The sequence below is a fragment of the Sphingomonas sp. CV7422 genome (assembly GCF_027945725.1).
Taxonomy (GTDB): Bacteria; Pseudomonadota; Alphaproteobacteria; order Sphingomonadales; family Sphingomonadaceae; genus Sphingomonas; species Sphingomonas kyungheensis.
Map to the genome: position 1 here is coordinate 3,433,186 of NZ_CP115900.1, position 14,191 is coordinate 3,447,376.

The following is a 14,191-nucleotide window of genomic DNA, read 5'->3' on the forward strand; positions in this document are numbered from 1 at the left end:
GATTGCCCCGATGATCACCCCCGCCTCCGCGCTGCTCACGATCGCCCCCGGCCAGCCGGGCAAGGGCGTATCCACCGCGGATGGCGACCTGTTCGCGCTGTCGATGCTCGCGGCGGGCGGCGATGCGGCGGATGCCACCGCGCCGATGCTGCCGCCCACGTCCGTGGGGGTGACGCCGATCCGGCAAGAGCTTGCCGCCCCCGGCATGGTGCTGCCGACCGCCCCCGTCGCAACCGTCGCGCCGCCGACGCCTGCCGTCGATCCGGCGCTGGCGTGGCTGGCCGCGGTCGATATGCCGGTGCCCGCACCGCTCGACGTCCCCACCGCACCGCCGACGACGCCGAATGGCGCGACCGCAGCGGCGCTGCCGGTCCGGCCCATGCCGGACGCTGCCGCCCCGACGATCGTGGTGGCCGCGCCGCCGGCACGTCGCCAGCCGGCGGCGCCTGCTGCCGCTGTCGCCGCGCCGGTACCGGCGCAGCCGAGCGCGCCGGACGCACCGACGCCGTCGCTCCAGCCCACCGGCGATGCCGCGCCGGCCGAACCGATCGCACCGACGGAGCCGCCTGCGACCGCTCACGTGGATCCCGATGCGGCTCCCGCGAAACCGGCCGCGCCTCCGCTCCAGACGACGGCGGCCCCGGCGACTCCGCTGCCGGGTGGACGACAGACCGCGCCCAGACTCGCTGCGGTCGCAGATCCGTCGACCACCATGGCCGGCCCGATGCCGGCGGAGGTCGATCTCTCCGCACCGCTGGACGAGGACGAGCCCGCCGAGACGGAGGATGCGGACACCCCCGCAGCCGACACCGCCGCGGTCCTGCCGGCCCCGCCGCAACCGGCGATGATCGCCGCGCCACCGCCTGCCGAAACGCCGGCCCCGCCCCCGCCGGCCCCGTCGACAGCGCCCGCAGTCGCGGCGCGCACCGCCGCACCGGCGACGCGATCGACGGCGGTGCAAGGCGCGCCTCTCGCCGCGCAACCGCAACCGACCTCCACGGTCGCCAGCGCCACGCCGCAGGGCGCGCTACCGGACGCGCAGGCCGACACCGTCGGGCGGCCCTTGGCCGCGCCCGAGCAACGCCCGACGCGCGCCACGCAGCCTGCCGCCGCACCGGCTGCGGACATGGCCGCACAGCCGCCGGTCGCCGCTTCCGTTCCGACGCAGTCCGCGTCGGTCCGGGCGACCGCGTCGACATCCTCCACCGAACAGCGCTCCGATCCTACGCGCCCGCCCACATCCTTTGCCGCAGCACGGCCAGCCATCGCGCGCACGGTCACGGGCGAAGACGCTCGCCTGGCCGTCCCGGTCGCGGCGCCGATGCCGACTGTGCCGGCCCCCGCCGCCGCGACCGCCGTCATGCCGCAAGCCACCCCCGCCGCCGCACCGACGCCAGCGCCGCTGGCGACGCCCGGCGCATTCGTGACGGACGCCGCGCCGGTCGCACCGACGTCAGCGGCAGCGATCGTGCCGATGCCGGCGCCCAGGACCGTATCAGCGCCCGCATCCGCGCCGCCGCCCGCCCCGGTCGCGCCAGCCTCCGCCCCGTTGATCGCCGCCGCCGCGCCGGTCGCGGTCGCCGGCGCACCGGTGATCGCCGCGCCCGCGACGCCCGCCCCCGTCGCGACGCCGCCCGCCGCGCCTGCGTCGACCGCTTCAGCCGTCGCGGCGACCGCCGTTTCCCCCCGTGCCTTCGTCCGCGAGGTCGACGGCCGGCGCCAGAACGTGACGCTCCGCCCGCAGGCCGCGCTGCCGCAGCCCGCCGCGGGCACCACCGCCCCGGCGGCGCAGGTGTTCGGCGCGGCGATCCAGGCGGCCGGACGCGAGGAGCGCCGCGCCGCCGATCCGGCAGAGCTGACCCCGGCGCTCACCGCCACCGGCACCGCTGCCGTCACCACCGCCGCACCGCTCATCACCGACGTGCAGCCGACCCTCGACATGCGCCAGACCGGCTGGCCGACCGCGATGATCGACCATATCGAGACACTGCGCGATGCCGCCAACGCGCAGGACACGCGTATCCGCCTCGTCCCCGATGCGCTCGGCGTCGTCGATATCGCGGTCAAGACGGTCGGCGATGCGATCCACGTCCGCTTCGCCGCCAGCGACGCGACGACACGCAGCCTGATCGAGGAGGCGCAGCCGCGCCTCGCCGCGATCGCCGGTGAGCGCGGCCTGCATATCGGCCAGTCGGTGGTCGAGGCGGCGCCGGTGACGCCGCCCGCCGCCACCTCGCCCCAGACCGGCGCGCAAAACCAGCCGCAGGGCCAGGGCAACGGCACGTCCGCGCAACAGAATAATCCATCGACCGCCCAGCAGGCGCAAACCAACCAGCAGCAACAGCAGCAGCGCCAGCCGCAGGCCACACGTCAGCCGGCCGCCCCGGCCCGCGCCCCCTCCCCCGATCGTGACGCCGCCGACGACGGCCGCGTCGCCTGACCCTGACCGAGGATCCGAAACGATGAGCGACAAACCCGCAGAGGCCCCCAAGAAGAAAGGGGGCAAGATGAAGATCGTGATCATGGCGGTCGCGCTGATCGCGCTGGTCGGCGGCGGCGTCGGCGCCGGCGTCTATGCGGCAAGCAGCGGGCTGATCGGCGGCCATGCCGCCGTGCCGGAGGACCACGGCCCCAAGCTCGTCCCGAAGTCCGAACAGAAGCGTCCCGCCGCGGGCGGCGAAGGCGGTGAGGGGCATGGCGGCGACGCGGCGGCGAGCGGCGGCAAGCACGTCCCCTCGGGCGGCGACGGCGACAAATATGCGTCCAATTACTACACGATGGACCCGCAGTTCACGTCCAACCTGCAGGATTCGGTGCACGTCATCCAGGTCGGCATCGCCATCTCGACCCCCTATGACGACACCGTCATCGAGAATCTGAAGACCAACGATATCGCGATCCGCTCGGCGGTGCTGCTCGCGCTCGGCGACACGCCCGAGGAGCAGGTCTTCACCTCTGCCGGCAAGCAGCAGATGCAGCAGCGGCTGGCCAAGGCGATCAACGCGGTTCTCGAACAAAAAGAGGGATTCGGCGGCGTCAGTAACGTCTACTTTACCAATTTCGTTGTTCAGTGAGCCCATGGTTAACGCCGGATCAACCACGGAACGACGCGCGCGCGAACGCCGCCCTGCCGCCCATGCGGCGGGGCTGGGCGAAGCCAAGCTCAATCCGTTCGGTGATCTTCACACGTTGCAGCACCTCTCCGCGCGCCTCGCGCGGGCGTTGCGCGGCGTGTTCGAGCCGTTGCTGCGGCGCGAGGTGCGCGCCTGGGCGGAGCCGCTCGTCGTCCAGCGCTTCGGCGACTATCGGGCCGAGCGCGCCGACGGACTGACCGCCTGGCTGCCGCTGATCATGGCGCCGCAGGGCGCGACCGGCCTGTGCGTGCTCGACGGCGTGTTCGTGCTCGAGATGCTCGACCTTTTCTTCGGCGGCACCGGCGCTGCGCCGGCGGTGATCCCGACCGAATTCTCGCCCGCCGCCGAGGCGATCGTCGGCAAGATCGGCGCGGCGATCGCCGGGCCGCTGCGCGCCGCCTGGGAACCGCTCGCCAAGATGGACTTCACGCCGACGCGGGTCGAGATCAGCGCGGCGATGCTCGCCACCGACGCCGACGACGCGATGATCGTCACCCGCTTCGGCATCGCCGCGGGCGACGCCCGACCGGTGTTCATCGACCTGCTCTACCCGGTGACCGCGCTCAAGCCGCATGCGCCGACGCTGACCGGCAAGGTGCTCGACAAGCAGGAGGCGGACCCGGCGTGGCGCACCTCGCTGACCCGCGCCGCGATGAACGTGCGCTTCCCGATCCGCTCGGTGCTCGCCGAACCCGTGGTGCCGCTGTCGATGCTGATGAACCTCAAGCCGGGCGACGTCATCCCGATCAGCTTCGGCCCGGAAGTGCCGGTGATGGTCGGCAGCGACTGCCTCGGCCGCGGCACCGTCGGCACCTCGAACGGCCATGCCGCCGTCCGCCTCACCTCCATTGCCCGATTCGACGACGAAGGACCTGACGCATGAACGATATGACCGGCGGCTTCCCGCTCGATGCCGGGGTGGCCGCCAATTTCCGGCTGCTTCAGGACGTCGACGTCAAGCTGACCGTCGAGATCGGCTCGACCCAGCTGACCTTGCGTGAACTGCTCGCGCTCGGCGAGTCGAGCGTGATCGAGCTCGACCGGCAGGCGAACGAGCTGCTCGACGTCTTCGTCAACGGCACGCTGATCGGCCGCGGCGAGGTGGTCACCGTCGGCGACCGTTTCGGCGTGCGGATGACCGAGCTGGTCACGCCGGACAAATCCACCCCCTCGCGCGGCTGAAGACACCCGATGCTCTGGTCCTATATCCTCAAGCTCGTCATCCTGCTGCCGCTGGTCTGCGGCCTGATGATCGGTTGCCTGTACGCGTGGCGCAAGCTCGAGACGCGGATGCCCGGCAAGGCACCCAACCGGCTGATCGGCATCAAGGAAACCATGATGATCTCGCCCGGCCTGCGGCTCGCGGTGCTCGATTTCGAAGGCAGGCGGCTGCTCGTCTCGGTCGGTCGCGGCGGCGTCACCCTGATCGACAAGGCCGACCTGTGAGCGTCACCGTCACCCGCAGCGGCCATGGCCCGGCGCTGATCCGCAGCGCCCGCCCGCGCGGCGCCCGCCCCGCCGCGCGCCGCTGGATCTGGGCGATGCTCGCGATCGCGCTCGCGCTGCTGATCGCGATGCCCGCCTTCGCGCAGGGCCAGCCCGCCGCGCCGGCGCCCGGCGTCGGCGATGCGGTCGACCGCGCGCTCGGCCAGCTGAGTTCGGGCGCCGCCTCGGGCGGCACGCAGAGCGCGCCGCTGTCGCTGTCGCTCCAGGTCCTCATCATCATGGGCCTGCTGACGATCCTGCCGGGCATCCTGCTGATGATGACCAGCTTCACCCGCATCGTCATCGTCCTCGCGGTGCTGCGCCAGGCGCTCGGCCTGCAACAGACGCCGCCCAATCAGGTGCTGATCGGCCTCGCGCTGTTCCTGTCGCTGTTCATCATGGCACCGACGATCAGCCAGATGAACACGCAGGCGATCCAGCCCTATGCCGCCGGCCAGCTCGCCGGCACGCAGATGATCGAGCGCGCCGGTGCGCCGCTCCATGCCTTCATGGTCAAGCAGACGCGGATCAAGGACGTGACGATGTTCGCCGACATGGCGAAGTCCGGCCCCTATAGCTCGTCCGCCGACATCCCCTTCGCGGTGCTGCTCCCCGCCTTCGTCACCTCCGAACTCAAGACCGCCTTCCAGATCGGGTTCCTGATGTTCCTGCCGTTCATCGTCATCGATCTCGTCGTCGCCTCGGTGCTGATGGCGCTCGGCATGGCGATGCTGTCGCCGACGATCATCTCGCTGCCGTTCAAGCTGCTGCTGTTCGTGCTGGTCGACGGCTGGGCGTTGACGATGGGCAGCCTCGCCAATTCGTTCGCGACCTGAGGAGCCAATCATGGACGCCGATTATTTCCTCACCGTCGCCAATCAGACGATGTGGGTGCTCGCGCTCGCCAGCGCGCCGATCCTGATCCCGGCGCTGCTCGCCGGGTTGATCCTCGGCATGATCCAGGCGGCGACCTCGATCAACGAACAGACGCTGAGCTTCGTCCCCAAATTGCTGGTCGTCGCCTTCTCGATCATGATCTTCGGCAGCCTGATCCTCGGCCTGCTCACCGATTTCACCGTCGGCATGTTCGAACGCATCCCGGATCTGGTGAAGTAGTCGATGCTCGGCTTCGGCCTCGCCATCGAACCGCAGATCTGGGCGCTGATCTTCGTCATGGTGCGGATCGGCGCGGCGTTCATCGTCGCGCCGGTGTTCGGCGCGGTGGCGGTGCCGCTGCCGGTGCGCGTCGGCCTGTCGGGCGCGATCGGCATCTTCGTGCTCAAGGTCCATCCGGTGGTGCCGCCGGCGCAGATCTTCGCGGCGGCAACCTTCCTCGCGATCTTCGCCGAGGCGCTGGTCGGCACCGCGATCGGCTTCATCCTGCAGATCGCCTTCGCCGCGCCGATGATCGCGTCGGAGATCATCGGCGGATCGATGGGCATCGGCTTCGCCTCGTCGATCGATCCGCAGAACGGCCGCTCGACGCCCGCGCTCGGCCAGTTCTTCACGGTGATGCTGACGCTGCTGTTCCTGTCGGCGGACGGTCATCTCGTCCTCGTCGAGCTGCTGGTGAAGAGCTATGAGACGATGCCGCCGGGCAGCTGGATCGCGCCCGAACGGCTGCGGCAGATCGCCTTCTTCGGCGGCTATGCCTTTCTCGCCGGACTGCTGCTCGCGTTGCCGGTCGGCTTCCTGCTGCTCTGCCTCAACCTGATCGTCGGCATGGTCAGCCGCGCCGCACCCGCGCTCAACCTCTTCTCGGTCGGCCTGCCCGCCAGCCTCGCCGTCGGCGTCGTCGCGCTCGCCGTCGCCTTCCCGGCGATGGGCGATTACATGCTCGTCATCGTCCGCGAAGGGCTCGCCGCGACCCAAGGTCTGGTGATCGGCTGATGTCGGAGGGTGGCGACAAGACGGAAGCCCCGACGGCCAAGCGCAAGCAAAAGGCCGCCGAAGACGGCAACATCCTCAAGTCGAAGGATTTCGCCACCGCATTGGTGGTCATGGCCGGCGTCGCCTGGCTGATCTTCGCCGGCCCGTCGCTGATCGCGGCGTGCAAGGCGGTGATGGCGGCGAGCTTCCAGTTCGACCGGACCGACGTCGAGGATTTCTCGCCGTGGCGGCCGTTGCAGCAGGCGGGATGGAAGCTGCTGCCGTCGCTGATCACCTTGTTCGCAGTCAGCATGGTCGCGACGATCCTCAGTTCGGCCGGGCTCGGTTCGCTGACCTGGAACAACAAGCTGATCGCCTTCAAGGGCAATCGCATCAATCCCGCCTCCGGCCTCAAGCGGATCATCGGCCCGCAAGGATGGATCGAGCTCGGCAAGTCGCTGCTCAAGGTCGTGCTGCTCGGCGCGATCGGCGCCTATATGCTGTGGTCGTCGAGCCGCGCGACGCTCGGCCTCACCTCGTCGAGCCTCGGCGATGCGGTGACGGAGCTCGGCGGCACCTTCACCGGCATCATGATCGCGATGGCCGGCGGCCTGTTCGCGATCGCGCTGTTCGACGTGCCGGTCCAGATCCTGCAACTGCTCAGCAAGCTGCGCATGACCAAGCAGGAGGTGCGCGACGAGCACAAGGAAACCGAAGGCTCGCCCGAGGCCAAGGGCCATCAGCGGGCGATGCAGCGCGCGCTGGCGAGCGGCGGCGTGCGCAAGGCGGTGGCAGAGGCGCATGTCGTGCTGACCAACCCGACGCATTTCGCGGTCGCGCTGCGCTATGATCGCGGTCAGGATCAGGTGCCGGTGGTCGTCGCCAAGGGCCGCGGCGCGATCGCACTGGCGATCCGCGAGGCGGCGGGTGAGATGCGCGTGCCGGTGCTCGAATATCCGATGCTCGCCCGCGCGGTCTATTACACCAGCCGCGAAGGCCAGGAGGTGCGCGACGACCTCTATGTCGCGATCGCCACCGTCCTCGCCTTCGTCTTCAACGTCAATGCCGCGGCGCGCGGCATCGTCCAGCCGCCGATCGACGTGCCGGAAGGCGCCCGCTTCGACGAACACGGCATCAAGATAACCGGCAACAAAGCCTAAACGTCCGGCGGCGGCGGCCGTTATCAGAGATGAAGCGCGGAGTGCGACGATGACCACCACCACTGCCACCACGACGTCGACCAGCACCGCCACCACCACCGCGACGAGCAGCGCCAGCGTCACCAAGACCGCCGCGCAGCAGGTGCTCACCTCGCTCGATACCGGATCGGGCGTCGACACCGCCTCGCTCGTCACCGCGCTGGTCCAGGCGCAGTTCGCCGCCAAGAACGCCTCGATCACCAGCCGCAACACCGCGCTGACCGCGCAGATCTCGGCCGCGGGCACGCTCAAGAGCACGATCAGCAATTTCGCCACCGCGCTCGGCACGCTCAGCACCGGCGGCACGCTGCAGACGCAGCCGGTCAGCTCCAATGCGACCGCGCTCGGCGTCTCGGCGATCAGCGGCGCCAAGGTCGGCGACCTCAGCACCAGCGTCACCGTCAGCGCGCTCGCCTCGGCGCAGGGCGCGCGGTCCGCCGCGGTCGCCGATCGCACCGCGACGATCGCCACCGGCAAGCTGACGCTCCAGCTCGGCAGCGCCACCTACAACAGCGCCGGCACCGCGATGACCGGCTTCACCGCGGGCAGCAGCGCGGCGGTCTCGATCGACGTCACCGACGGCAGCCTCAACGGCATCGCCAGCGCGATCAACGCCGCCAAGGCCGGCGTCACCGCCAGCATCATCACCGATGCCGACGGCAAGGCGGTGCTGTCGCTCAAGGGCACCACCGGCACCGATCAGGCCTTCACCCTCACCGCAGACGATTCGTCCAGCGCGCTCAGCCAGTTCAACGTCGGCCCGAACAGCGGCATGACGCTGACCGGCACCGCCGCCAATGCGCAGCTGACGGTCGACGGCGTCGCGGTGCAGCGCAGCAGCAACACCATCTCCGACCTGGTCAGCGGCGTGAAGCTCCAGCTCAACGCGGTGACCGGCGGCCCGGTCGCGCTGTCGAGCACGCGGCCGACGAGCGCGGTCGCCCAGGCGGTGGCGGATTTCGTCGACACCTACAATCAGGTCTATGCCAGCGCCAAGGGGCTGACCGATGCGAGCACCGGCGACCTCAAGAGCGACACCGCCGCCAAGACGATGGTGCGCTCGCTCCAGTCGCTGACCACCAAGACACTGGTGTCCAACCCGGGCACCAACGCACCGACGACGCTGGCGCAGATCGGCGTCTCGACCAATCGCGACGGATCGCTGTCGGTCGATACGGCGACGCTCAACAAGATGATGGCCGCCTATCCGGACGAGGTCGAGGCGATGTTCGCGCCCACGACCGGCAATGCCATCGGCCTGTCGAGCACGCTCAACGGCATCTCGCTCGCCGCGGCGAGCAGCATCACCGGGCTCGGCGCCTCGACCACCCGCTATACCAAGGCGCAGACCGATCTCACCGACGAACAGGCGAAGATCACGACGCTGTCGGATGCGATGTCGACCCGGCTGACCCAGCAATTCTCGACGATGAACAGCAAGGTCGCGGCCTACAAATCGACCCAGACGTTCCTCGAAAACCAGATCAAGGCGTGGAATTCGGACAAGTAAGATGGCGTACGCAACGGCTCTTCGCGGCGATCCCTACGCCACCTATCGCCAGATCGACGTCGTCGGCCGCACCGCCGAGGCGCAGGGGCCCGGCCTCGTCCAGCTCCTGTACGAGGAACTGGTGTCGGCGCTGCGCGCGGCGGCCTGGGCGGTCGAGCACAATCAGCTGCGCACCAAGAGCGAGCGCGTGACGCGTGCCACCGCCATCCTGTTCGCGCTCGAATCCGGCCTCGACTTCGAGCGCGGCGGCGAGGTGTCGACGACGCTGGCGCGGCTCTATGCCGGTATCCGCCAGACGGTGATCGCCGCCTCGGTCGGCTACGATCCCGCGCCGTTCCGCGCCGCCGCCAACAGCCTCAGCGAGATCGCCGAAGCGTGGCGCACCGCGCGCGCGGCGTGAGGACGCGGTTGGTCAACGGTTCGATACGACGTGATTGGTCATGCAACGCCGGATGTCGTCGGCAATCGCCGTCGCCGCCGGGGTCGCGCCGCGGTTGACCAGCACGAATTGCGCAGGGGGCAGTGCCGGCAAACCGTCGACCTCGCGCAGATCGGCTGCCCGGCAGGCCGATCGCGTCATCGGCATGATCCCCAGCCCGGCGGCGACCGCCATCAACAGGCCCTCCCCGCTCGGACTCTGGCAGGCGATCCGCCAGCGTCGGTCGGCCCGCGCCAGCGCCTCGATCGCCGCGGCACGATAGGGGCAGGCGTCGGGATAGACCGCCAGCGACAGGATGGGTTGCGTCGCGTCGACGTGCGCCGCCGCCGCCCAGACGAGCGGTTCCGTCCATAACGCCTCGCCGCGCGGGTCGCTGCCGCAGCGGCTGCCGAGCACGACATCGAGTCCGCCCTGATCGACCAGGTCGAGCAGATCCCCCATCAGGCCGATCTGCAACGCGACTTCGACCCCGTCGTGCGACGTGCCGAAACGCCGCAGGCATTCGATCAGCGGCCCCTTCGCCATCCCTTCGCTCGCTCCGACGCGGATTCGGCCGCGCAGGTGGCGGCGGGCGTCGAGACTGAGGCGCGCCTCGGCAGTCAGCGCCAGGATACTGCGCGCATAGCCAGCCAGCTGCCGTCCCGCCGCTGTCGGCACCACCGTCCGCGTCGTCCGGTCGAACAGGCGATGGCCGACATCCGCTTCCAGTCTCCGCAAATGGGCACTCACCGCGGATTGGGTCAGGTGCAATGTCGCAGCGGCCTGCGTGAAGCTGCCGGTATCGGTGACGGTGAGGAAGCTTCGGAGGAGGACCGGATCGAGCATCAATCGATCATTAACCGCACTGAATGGCGCTAGCAATCGTCGTTTGTTTGCTGAATGCCGGCCATGCATAGCGCTTGGCATTCCGATACCGAATGAGGTGCAGCATGCCCGCTCCCGCCAACGCCGCCCACGCCCCCGTCATCCGGTGAGGGGGATGGCGATTGACCGGCATCGTCACAGCAGTCGTCCTAGCGTCAGCCTTGGTCCTGATCGTCGGGATCGGCGGCAGCATGGGGGCGCGCTCCGCCCTCCGCATGACCGCGCGTGCCTCGCTCGTCCTGTTCCTCAGCGCCTTCACCGCATCGGCGCTCCATCGCCTTCGGCCCATGCCGCTATCGCGCTGGCTGATGCGGAACCGTCGCTACCTGGGCGTTGCCTTCGCCGGATCGCACCTCGTCCATGCGCTGGCGATCGGGGCCTCTATCCGGGCCGATGCCGATGCGTTCTACGCTTCGCAACAGCCGTCGGGCTATATGCTCAACGGCATCGGCTATGCCTTCATCCTCGCCATGGCGGCTACGTCGTTCCGCGCCCCGGCGCGCATGATCGGGACGACTGTGTGGCGGTGGCTGCACTGGGTCGGCGGCTATTACATCTGGTTCGCCTTCGCCAAATCCTATGTCCCCCGCGCCCTCCACGATAGCTTTTACCTACCCTTCGCCGCGGCGCTGTGTCTCGCCTTGGCCTTGCGCCTGTCTGCGGCGATCCGGACGGCACGCCCCTATTTCTGGAACCAGTGGCGGTGCGCGAAATAGCCGAGCACCGTCGCGGCGATCGCGGCGCAAAGCCCCATGATCGCATCGAACGCCCAGGGCTCCTGCGCGTAGGGCAGGTCGGCGACGTTCATGCCGTAGACGCCGGTGATGAAGGTCAGCGGCAGGAAGATCATCGCGATGATCGAGATGATCAGCGAGCGGCTGTCGATCTGTTCGCTGCGCAGGTCGGTGAGCGCCTCGTGCATCAGCGAGGCGCGCTCGCGGATCGATTCCACCTCCTCGGTCATCCGCGCCGCGCGATCGGCGGCGGCGGCGAGGTGGCGACGATCGTCCTCGGCGAGCCACGCGCCGGGCAGCGCCGCCAGCTTTTCGAGCGCGGCGCGCTGCGGGCTGAGGAAGCGGCGGTAGCCGATCGCGGTGACGCGCACCCGCGTCACCACCCGGCGCAGGTCGAAGACGCGATTGGCGTCGAGCCGCTCCTCGCAATCGTCGAGCTCGTCGCCGAGGTCGGCGACATGCGGATCGAGATCGGTGGTGATCGCGGTCGCCACCGCGGCGATGAAGTCGCCGGGGTCGACGATCGTGCCCGCCGCGATCTGCGTCTCGACGTCGGCGATGCCGATCAGCGGCCGGCGCGTCACCGAATAGACCCGCCCCTTGATCGCCCAGATCCGCACCGAGGCGAGCGGATCGCCGCTCGCCATCTCCTCCGACGACCGGCCGCGCAGGTTGAGCAGCGCGCCGTCGGCAAAGGCTTCGCAGCGCGGCCGCGTCTCCGAAGCGGTGAGCGCGTCGACGACGTAATCATCGAGTTTGGCGGCATCGCGCAGCCAGGCCTGCGCCTCCGCCTCGTTGCTGGTGAGATGCACCCAGACGAAATCGGCGGTGCAGGCGAGCGCCTCCTTGACCGCGACGCGCTCGACCGCGCCGTCGGTCACGCGATAGCCGAATCCGCTCATGCCATCACCAATTCGACGGTCAGCCCCTCGCCCGCCGCCGCCGCGGGCCAGGCCTCGCGCGCCGCATCGGCACGGGCGCGGTCGAGGATCGCGGCGGGCACGCCGGGATGGTGGATGACGCGATCGGCATTGGCGAGCGCACGCGCCTGCCGCAACGTCAGATCGTCGGGATCGGGCGAGCCGAGCGTGATGCGGACATGGCCGCGGCCGCGCGGCTGGTCCGCGGCGAGCCAGCCGTCGACATCGACGTCCGCGACAGCGCCGAGCGGATCGAGCGGGCCACCCGCCGCCATCGCCGCGCCGAGCGCGCGTCGCCGCTCGCCGCCATCGGGGTAGCGCGCGCGCAACGCCGGCCGCGCCGCATGCAGCCGGGTGGCGAGCGCGCCGAGCCCGGCGGGCAGCCATGCCTCGAGCCGCTGGCGCAGCGCCGCCGCCAGCCCCGCCGACACGCCGCCGGTGCCGATCGCGACGAGGACCGGATCGCGATCGACGATCGCGGGCGTGGTGAAATCGCACAATTCGGGCCGGTCGACCGCGTTGACGAGGATGCCGCGCGCCCTGAGCCGCCCGACCGCCGCCACCGCCGCATCCTCCTCCTCGATCGCGACCACCGCCAGCGCCGCATCGACCTCCTCGCCGACGATCACCGCGCCAGCGCGGTCGAGCAGCCGCCGCTTGGCCTCGGCCGGCTCGCCGGTGCCGAGCAGGATCACCGGGCGGCCCGCCAGCCGCACGAACAGCGGCAGGCTGTGCAGCGTCACGCCGGCTCGCGTCCCGGCATCAGCCAGTCGGGAACGCGCTCGGCGGCGAGGATCGTCTCCGCGGCGATCCGGTCGGCGACGACCGCGAACCGGTCGCCGTCGACGAGCACCTCGGGCACCAGCGCGCGGCTGTTGTAGGTCGACGCCATCGTCGCGCCATAGGCGCCCGCTGTGCGGAACACCGCGAGGTCGCCGCTCACCACCGCATCGATGTCGCGCCCCATCGCGAAGGTATCGCCGCTCTCGCAGACCGGCCCGGCGATATTGGCCGTCATCCGCTCGCCGCTCGGCGCGACCGCGTCGAAATCGTGCCAGGCATCGTAAAGCGCGGGGCGGGCGAGGTCGTTCATCGCCGCATCGACGATGACATAGGGATTGGTGACGCCCGGCTTGACCCAGATCACCTCGGTGAGCAGCACGCCGGCATTGCCGGCGATGACCCGGCCGGGCTCGAACATCAGCTCGACGTCCCAGCCTTCCGTCACCCGCGCGACCATCGCGCCGTAATCGGCCGGGCTCGGCAGCGTGTCGCCGGCCTTGTACGGCACGCCGAGCCCGCCGCCGAGATCGACATGGGTGATGCGATGCCCCGCCGCGCGCAGCTCGGCGACGAGCACGCCGATGCGGCGATAGGCTTCCTCGAGCCGCGACAGATCGGCGAGCTGGCTGCCGATGTGGCAGGCGACACCGCGCAGATCGAGCCCGTCGAGCGGCGCGAGCCGTGCGAACATCGCCGCCGCCTGGTCGATCGGCACGCCGAACTTGTTCTCGGCGCGCCCGGTCGAGATCTTGGCATGCGTGCCGGCGTCGACATCGGGATTGACGCGCAGCACCGCCGGCGCGCGCTTGCCCTTGGCATGGGCGAGCCGCGCGAGGACGACGCCTTCCTCCTCCAGCTCGAGGTTGAACTGGCCGATGCCCTCGTTGAGCCCGCGCGACAGCTCGGCCCGGGTCTTGCCGACGCCCGAGAAGACGATGTCCGCCGCCGGTATGCCGGCGGCCAGCGCCCGCGCCATCTCGCCGCCCGACACGACGTCGGCGCCATAGCCTTCCTCGGCGAGCAGGCGCAGCACCGCGACATTGGGATTGGCCTTGATCGCATACGCCAGGTGGATGCGGCCGAGCGGCTTCAGCCCCTCGCGAAACACCTGCGCGTGGCGGCGGAAGGTCGCGGTGGAATAGACATAGACCGGCGTCCCCACCTCATCGGCGATACGGGTCAGCGGCACGTCCTCGCAGTGCAAGATGCCGTCGCGGTGGTCGAAATGGTTCATCGGGCGTGGATCGATTCGAA

At 70.2% G+C, this 14,191-nt stretch carries 16 protein-coding genes; 12 read left to right on the forward strand and 4 right to left on the reverse strand.

The window, feature by feature from the left end:
- Positions 1–10 precede the first annotated feature (10 nt).
- The 11 genes from PBN85_RS16225 to fliS are packed head-to-tail and all read left to right on the forward strand — an operon-like array spanning position 11 to position 9,597.
- Positions 11–2,440 carry a flagellar hook-length control protein FliK gene (locus tag PBN85_RS16225; protein WP_271299633.1) on the forward strand — a complete coding sequence of 810 codons (2,430 nt, stop codon included), beginning with the start codon at positions 11–13 and terminating at the stop codon, positions 2,438–2,440.
- A 22-nt stretch (positions 2,441–2,462) separates the two neighbouring features.
- Positions 2,463–3,074 carry a flagellar basal body-associated FliL family protein gene (locus PBN85_RS16230; RefSeq protein WP_271299634.1) on the forward strand — a complete coding sequence of 204 codons (612 nt, stop codon included), beginning with the start codon at positions 2,463–2,465 and terminating at the stop codon, positions 3,072–3,074.
- A gap of 4 nt (positions 3,075–3,078) precedes the next feature.
- A complete protein-coding gene (locus PBN85_RS16235) occupies positions 3,079–4,017 on the forward strand; it encodes a flagellar motor switch protein FliM (protein ID WP_037535172.1) in 939 nt (312 codons plus the stop codon).
- Positions 4,014–4,316 (forward strand): flagellar motor switch protein FliN, encoded by a 303-nt coding sequence (fliN, locus tag PBN85_RS16240; protein ID WP_037535173.1) that lies wholly within the window; start codon positions 4,014–4,016, stop codon positions 4,314–4,316. The genes PBN85_RS16235 and fliN overlap by 4 nt, the downstream gene beginning before the upstream one ends.
- Positions 4,317–4,325: 9 nt before the next feature.
- A complete protein-coding gene (locus tag PBN85_RS16245) occupies positions 4,326–4,580 on the forward strand; it encodes a flagellar biosynthetic protein FliO (protein WP_037535174.1) in 255 nt (84 codons plus the stop codon).
- Positions 4,577–5,455, forward strand: coding sequence for a flagellar type III secretion system pore protein FliP (gene fliP, locus PBN85_RS16250; RefSeq protein WP_271299635.1), 879 nt, complete (start codon positions 4,577–4,579; stop codon positions 5,453–5,455). Before PBN85_RS16245 ends, fliP begins: the two co-directional genes overlap by 4 nt.
- Positions 5,456–5,465: 10 nt before the next feature.
- The gene (gene fliQ, locus PBN85_RS16255; RefSeq protein WP_037535176.1) at positions 5,466–5,735 is read left to right on the forward strand and encodes a flagellar biosynthesis protein FliQ; all 270 of its coding nucleotides are present in this window, start codon (positions 5,466–5,468) and stop codon (positions 5,733–5,735) included.
- Positions 5,736–5,738: 3 nt separating this feature from the next.
- Complete coding sequence (gene fliR, locus PBN85_RS16260; RefSeq protein ID WP_037535177.1) at positions 5,739–6,509, forward strand: flagellar biosynthetic protein FliR; 771 nt, start codon at positions 5,739–5,741, stop codon at positions 6,507–6,509.
- Positions 6,509–7,648 carry an EscU/YscU/HrcU family type III secretion system export apparatus switch protein gene (locus PBN85_RS16265; RefSeq protein ID WP_271299636.1) on the forward strand — a complete coding sequence of 380 codons (1,140 nt, stop codon included), beginning with the start codon at positions 6,509–6,511 and terminating at the stop codon, positions 7,646–7,648. Before fliR ends, PBN85_RS16265 begins: the two co-directional genes overlap by 1 nt.
- A gap of 49 nt (positions 7,649–7,697) precedes the next feature.
- On the forward strand, positions 7,698–9,197 hold the full coding sequence (fliD, locus tag PBN85_RS16270) for a flagellar filament capping protein FliD (protein WP_271299637.1): 1,500 nt from the start codon (positions 7,698–7,700) through the stop codon (positions 9,195–9,197).
- Between the two features lies 1 nt (position 9,198).
- On the forward strand, positions 9,199–9,597 hold the full coding sequence (gene fliS / locus PBN85_RS16275) for a flagellar export chaperone FliS (RefSeq protein WP_037535180.1): 399 nt from the start codon (positions 9,199–9,201) through the stop codon (positions 9,595–9,597).
- Positions 9,598–9,609: 12 nt separating this feature from the next.
- Here fliS and PBN85_RS16280 read toward each other — a convergent pair whose 3' ends face one another.
- Positions 9,610–10,461, reverse strand: coding sequence for a LysR family transcriptional regulator (locus tag PBN85_RS16280; RefSeq protein WP_271299638.1), 852 nt, complete (start codon positions 10,459–10,461; stop codon positions 9,610–9,612).
- A gap of 161 nt (positions 10,462–10,622) precedes the next feature.
- On the opposite strand from PBN85_RS16280, the gene PBN85_RS16285 reads away from it, so the two are divergent.
- Positions 10,623–11,216 carry a hypothetical protein gene (locus tag PBN85_RS16285; RefSeq protein WP_271299639.1) on the forward strand — a complete coding sequence of 198 codons (594 nt, stop codon included), beginning with the start codon at positions 10,623–10,625 and terminating at the stop codon, positions 11,214–11,216.
- Here the strand turns inward: PBN85_RS16285 and PBN85_RS16290 are convergent.
- The 3 genes from PBN85_RS16290 to lysA are packed head-to-tail and all read right to left on the reverse strand — an operon-like array spanning position 11,183 to position 14,171.
- Complete coding sequence (locus PBN85_RS16290) at positions 11,183–12,136, reverse strand: CorA family divalent cation transporter (protein WP_271299640.1); 954 nt, start codon at positions 12,134–12,136, stop codon at positions 11,183–11,185. The genes PBN85_RS16285 and PBN85_RS16290 overlap by 34 nt on opposite strands.
- Positions 12,133–12,897 (reverse strand): precorrin-2 dehydrogenase/sirohydrochlorin ferrochelatase family protein, encoded by a 765-nt coding sequence (locus tag PBN85_RS16295; RefSeq protein WP_037535183.1) that lies wholly within the window; start codon positions 12,895–12,897, stop codon positions 12,133–12,135. The genes PBN85_RS16290 and PBN85_RS16295 overlap by 4 nt, the downstream gene beginning before the upstream one ends.
- On the reverse strand, positions 12,894–14,171 hold the full coding sequence (gene lysA, locus PBN85_RS16300; RefSeq protein ID WP_271299641.1) for a diaminopimelate decarboxylase: 1,278 nt from the start codon (positions 14,169–14,171) through the stop codon (positions 12,894–12,896). Before lysA ends, PBN85_RS16295 begins: the two co-directional genes overlap by 4 nt.
- Positions 14,172–14,191 lie beyond the last annotated feature (20 nt).

Bases quoted from the DNA above. Each gene is read 5' to 3' on its own strand.
- PBN85_RS16225 (WP_271299633.1), top strand. From the start codon at position 11: ATGATCACCCCCGCCTCCGCGCTGCTCACGATCGCCCCCGGCCAGCCG.
- PBN85_RS16230 (WP_271299634.1), top strand. From the start codon at position 2,463: ATGAGCGACAAACCCGCAGAGGCCCCCAAGAAGAAAGGGGGCAAGATG.
- PBN85_RS16235 (WP_037535172.1), top strand. From the start codon at position 3,079: ATGGTTAACGCCGGATCAACCACGGAACGACGCGCGCGCGAACGCCGC.
- fliN (WP_037535173.1), top strand. From the start codon at position 4,014: ATGAACGATATGACCGGCGGCTTCCCGCTCGATGCCGGGGTGGCCGCC.
- PBN85_RS16245 (WP_037535174.1), top strand. From the start codon at position 4,326: ATGCTCTGGTCCTATATCCTCAAGCTCGTCATCCTGCTGCCGCTGGTC.
- fliQ (WP_037535176.1), top strand. From the start codon at position 5,466: ATGGACGCCGATTATTTCCTCACCGTCGCCAATCAGACGATGTGGGTG.
- fliR (WP_037535177.1), top strand. From the start codon at position 5,739: ATGCTCGGCTTCGGCCTCGCCATCGAACCGCAGATCTGGGCGCTGATC.
- PBN85_RS16265 (WP_271299636.1), top strand. From the start codon at position 6,509: ATGTCGGAGGGTGGCGACAAGACGGAAGCCCCGACGGCCAAGCGCAAG.
- fliD (WP_271299637.1), top strand. From the start codon at position 7,698: ATGACCACCACCACTGCCACCACGACGTCGACCAGCACCGCCACCACC.
- fliS (WP_037535180.1), top strand. From the start codon at position 9,199: ATGGCGTACGCAACGGCTCTTCGCGGCGATCCCTACGCCACCTATCGC.
- PBN85_RS16280 (WP_271299638.1), bottom strand. From the start codon at position 10,461: ATGCTCGATCCGGTCCTCCTCCGAAGCTTCCTCACCGTCACCGATACC.
- PBN85_RS16290 (WP_271299640.1), bottom strand. From the start codon at position 12,136: ATGAGCGGATTCGGCTATCGCGTGACCGACGGCGCGGTCGAGCGCGTC.
- lysA (WP_271299641.1), bottom strand. From the start codon at position 14,171: ATGAACCATTTCGACCACCGCGACGGCATCTTGCACTGCGAGGACGTG.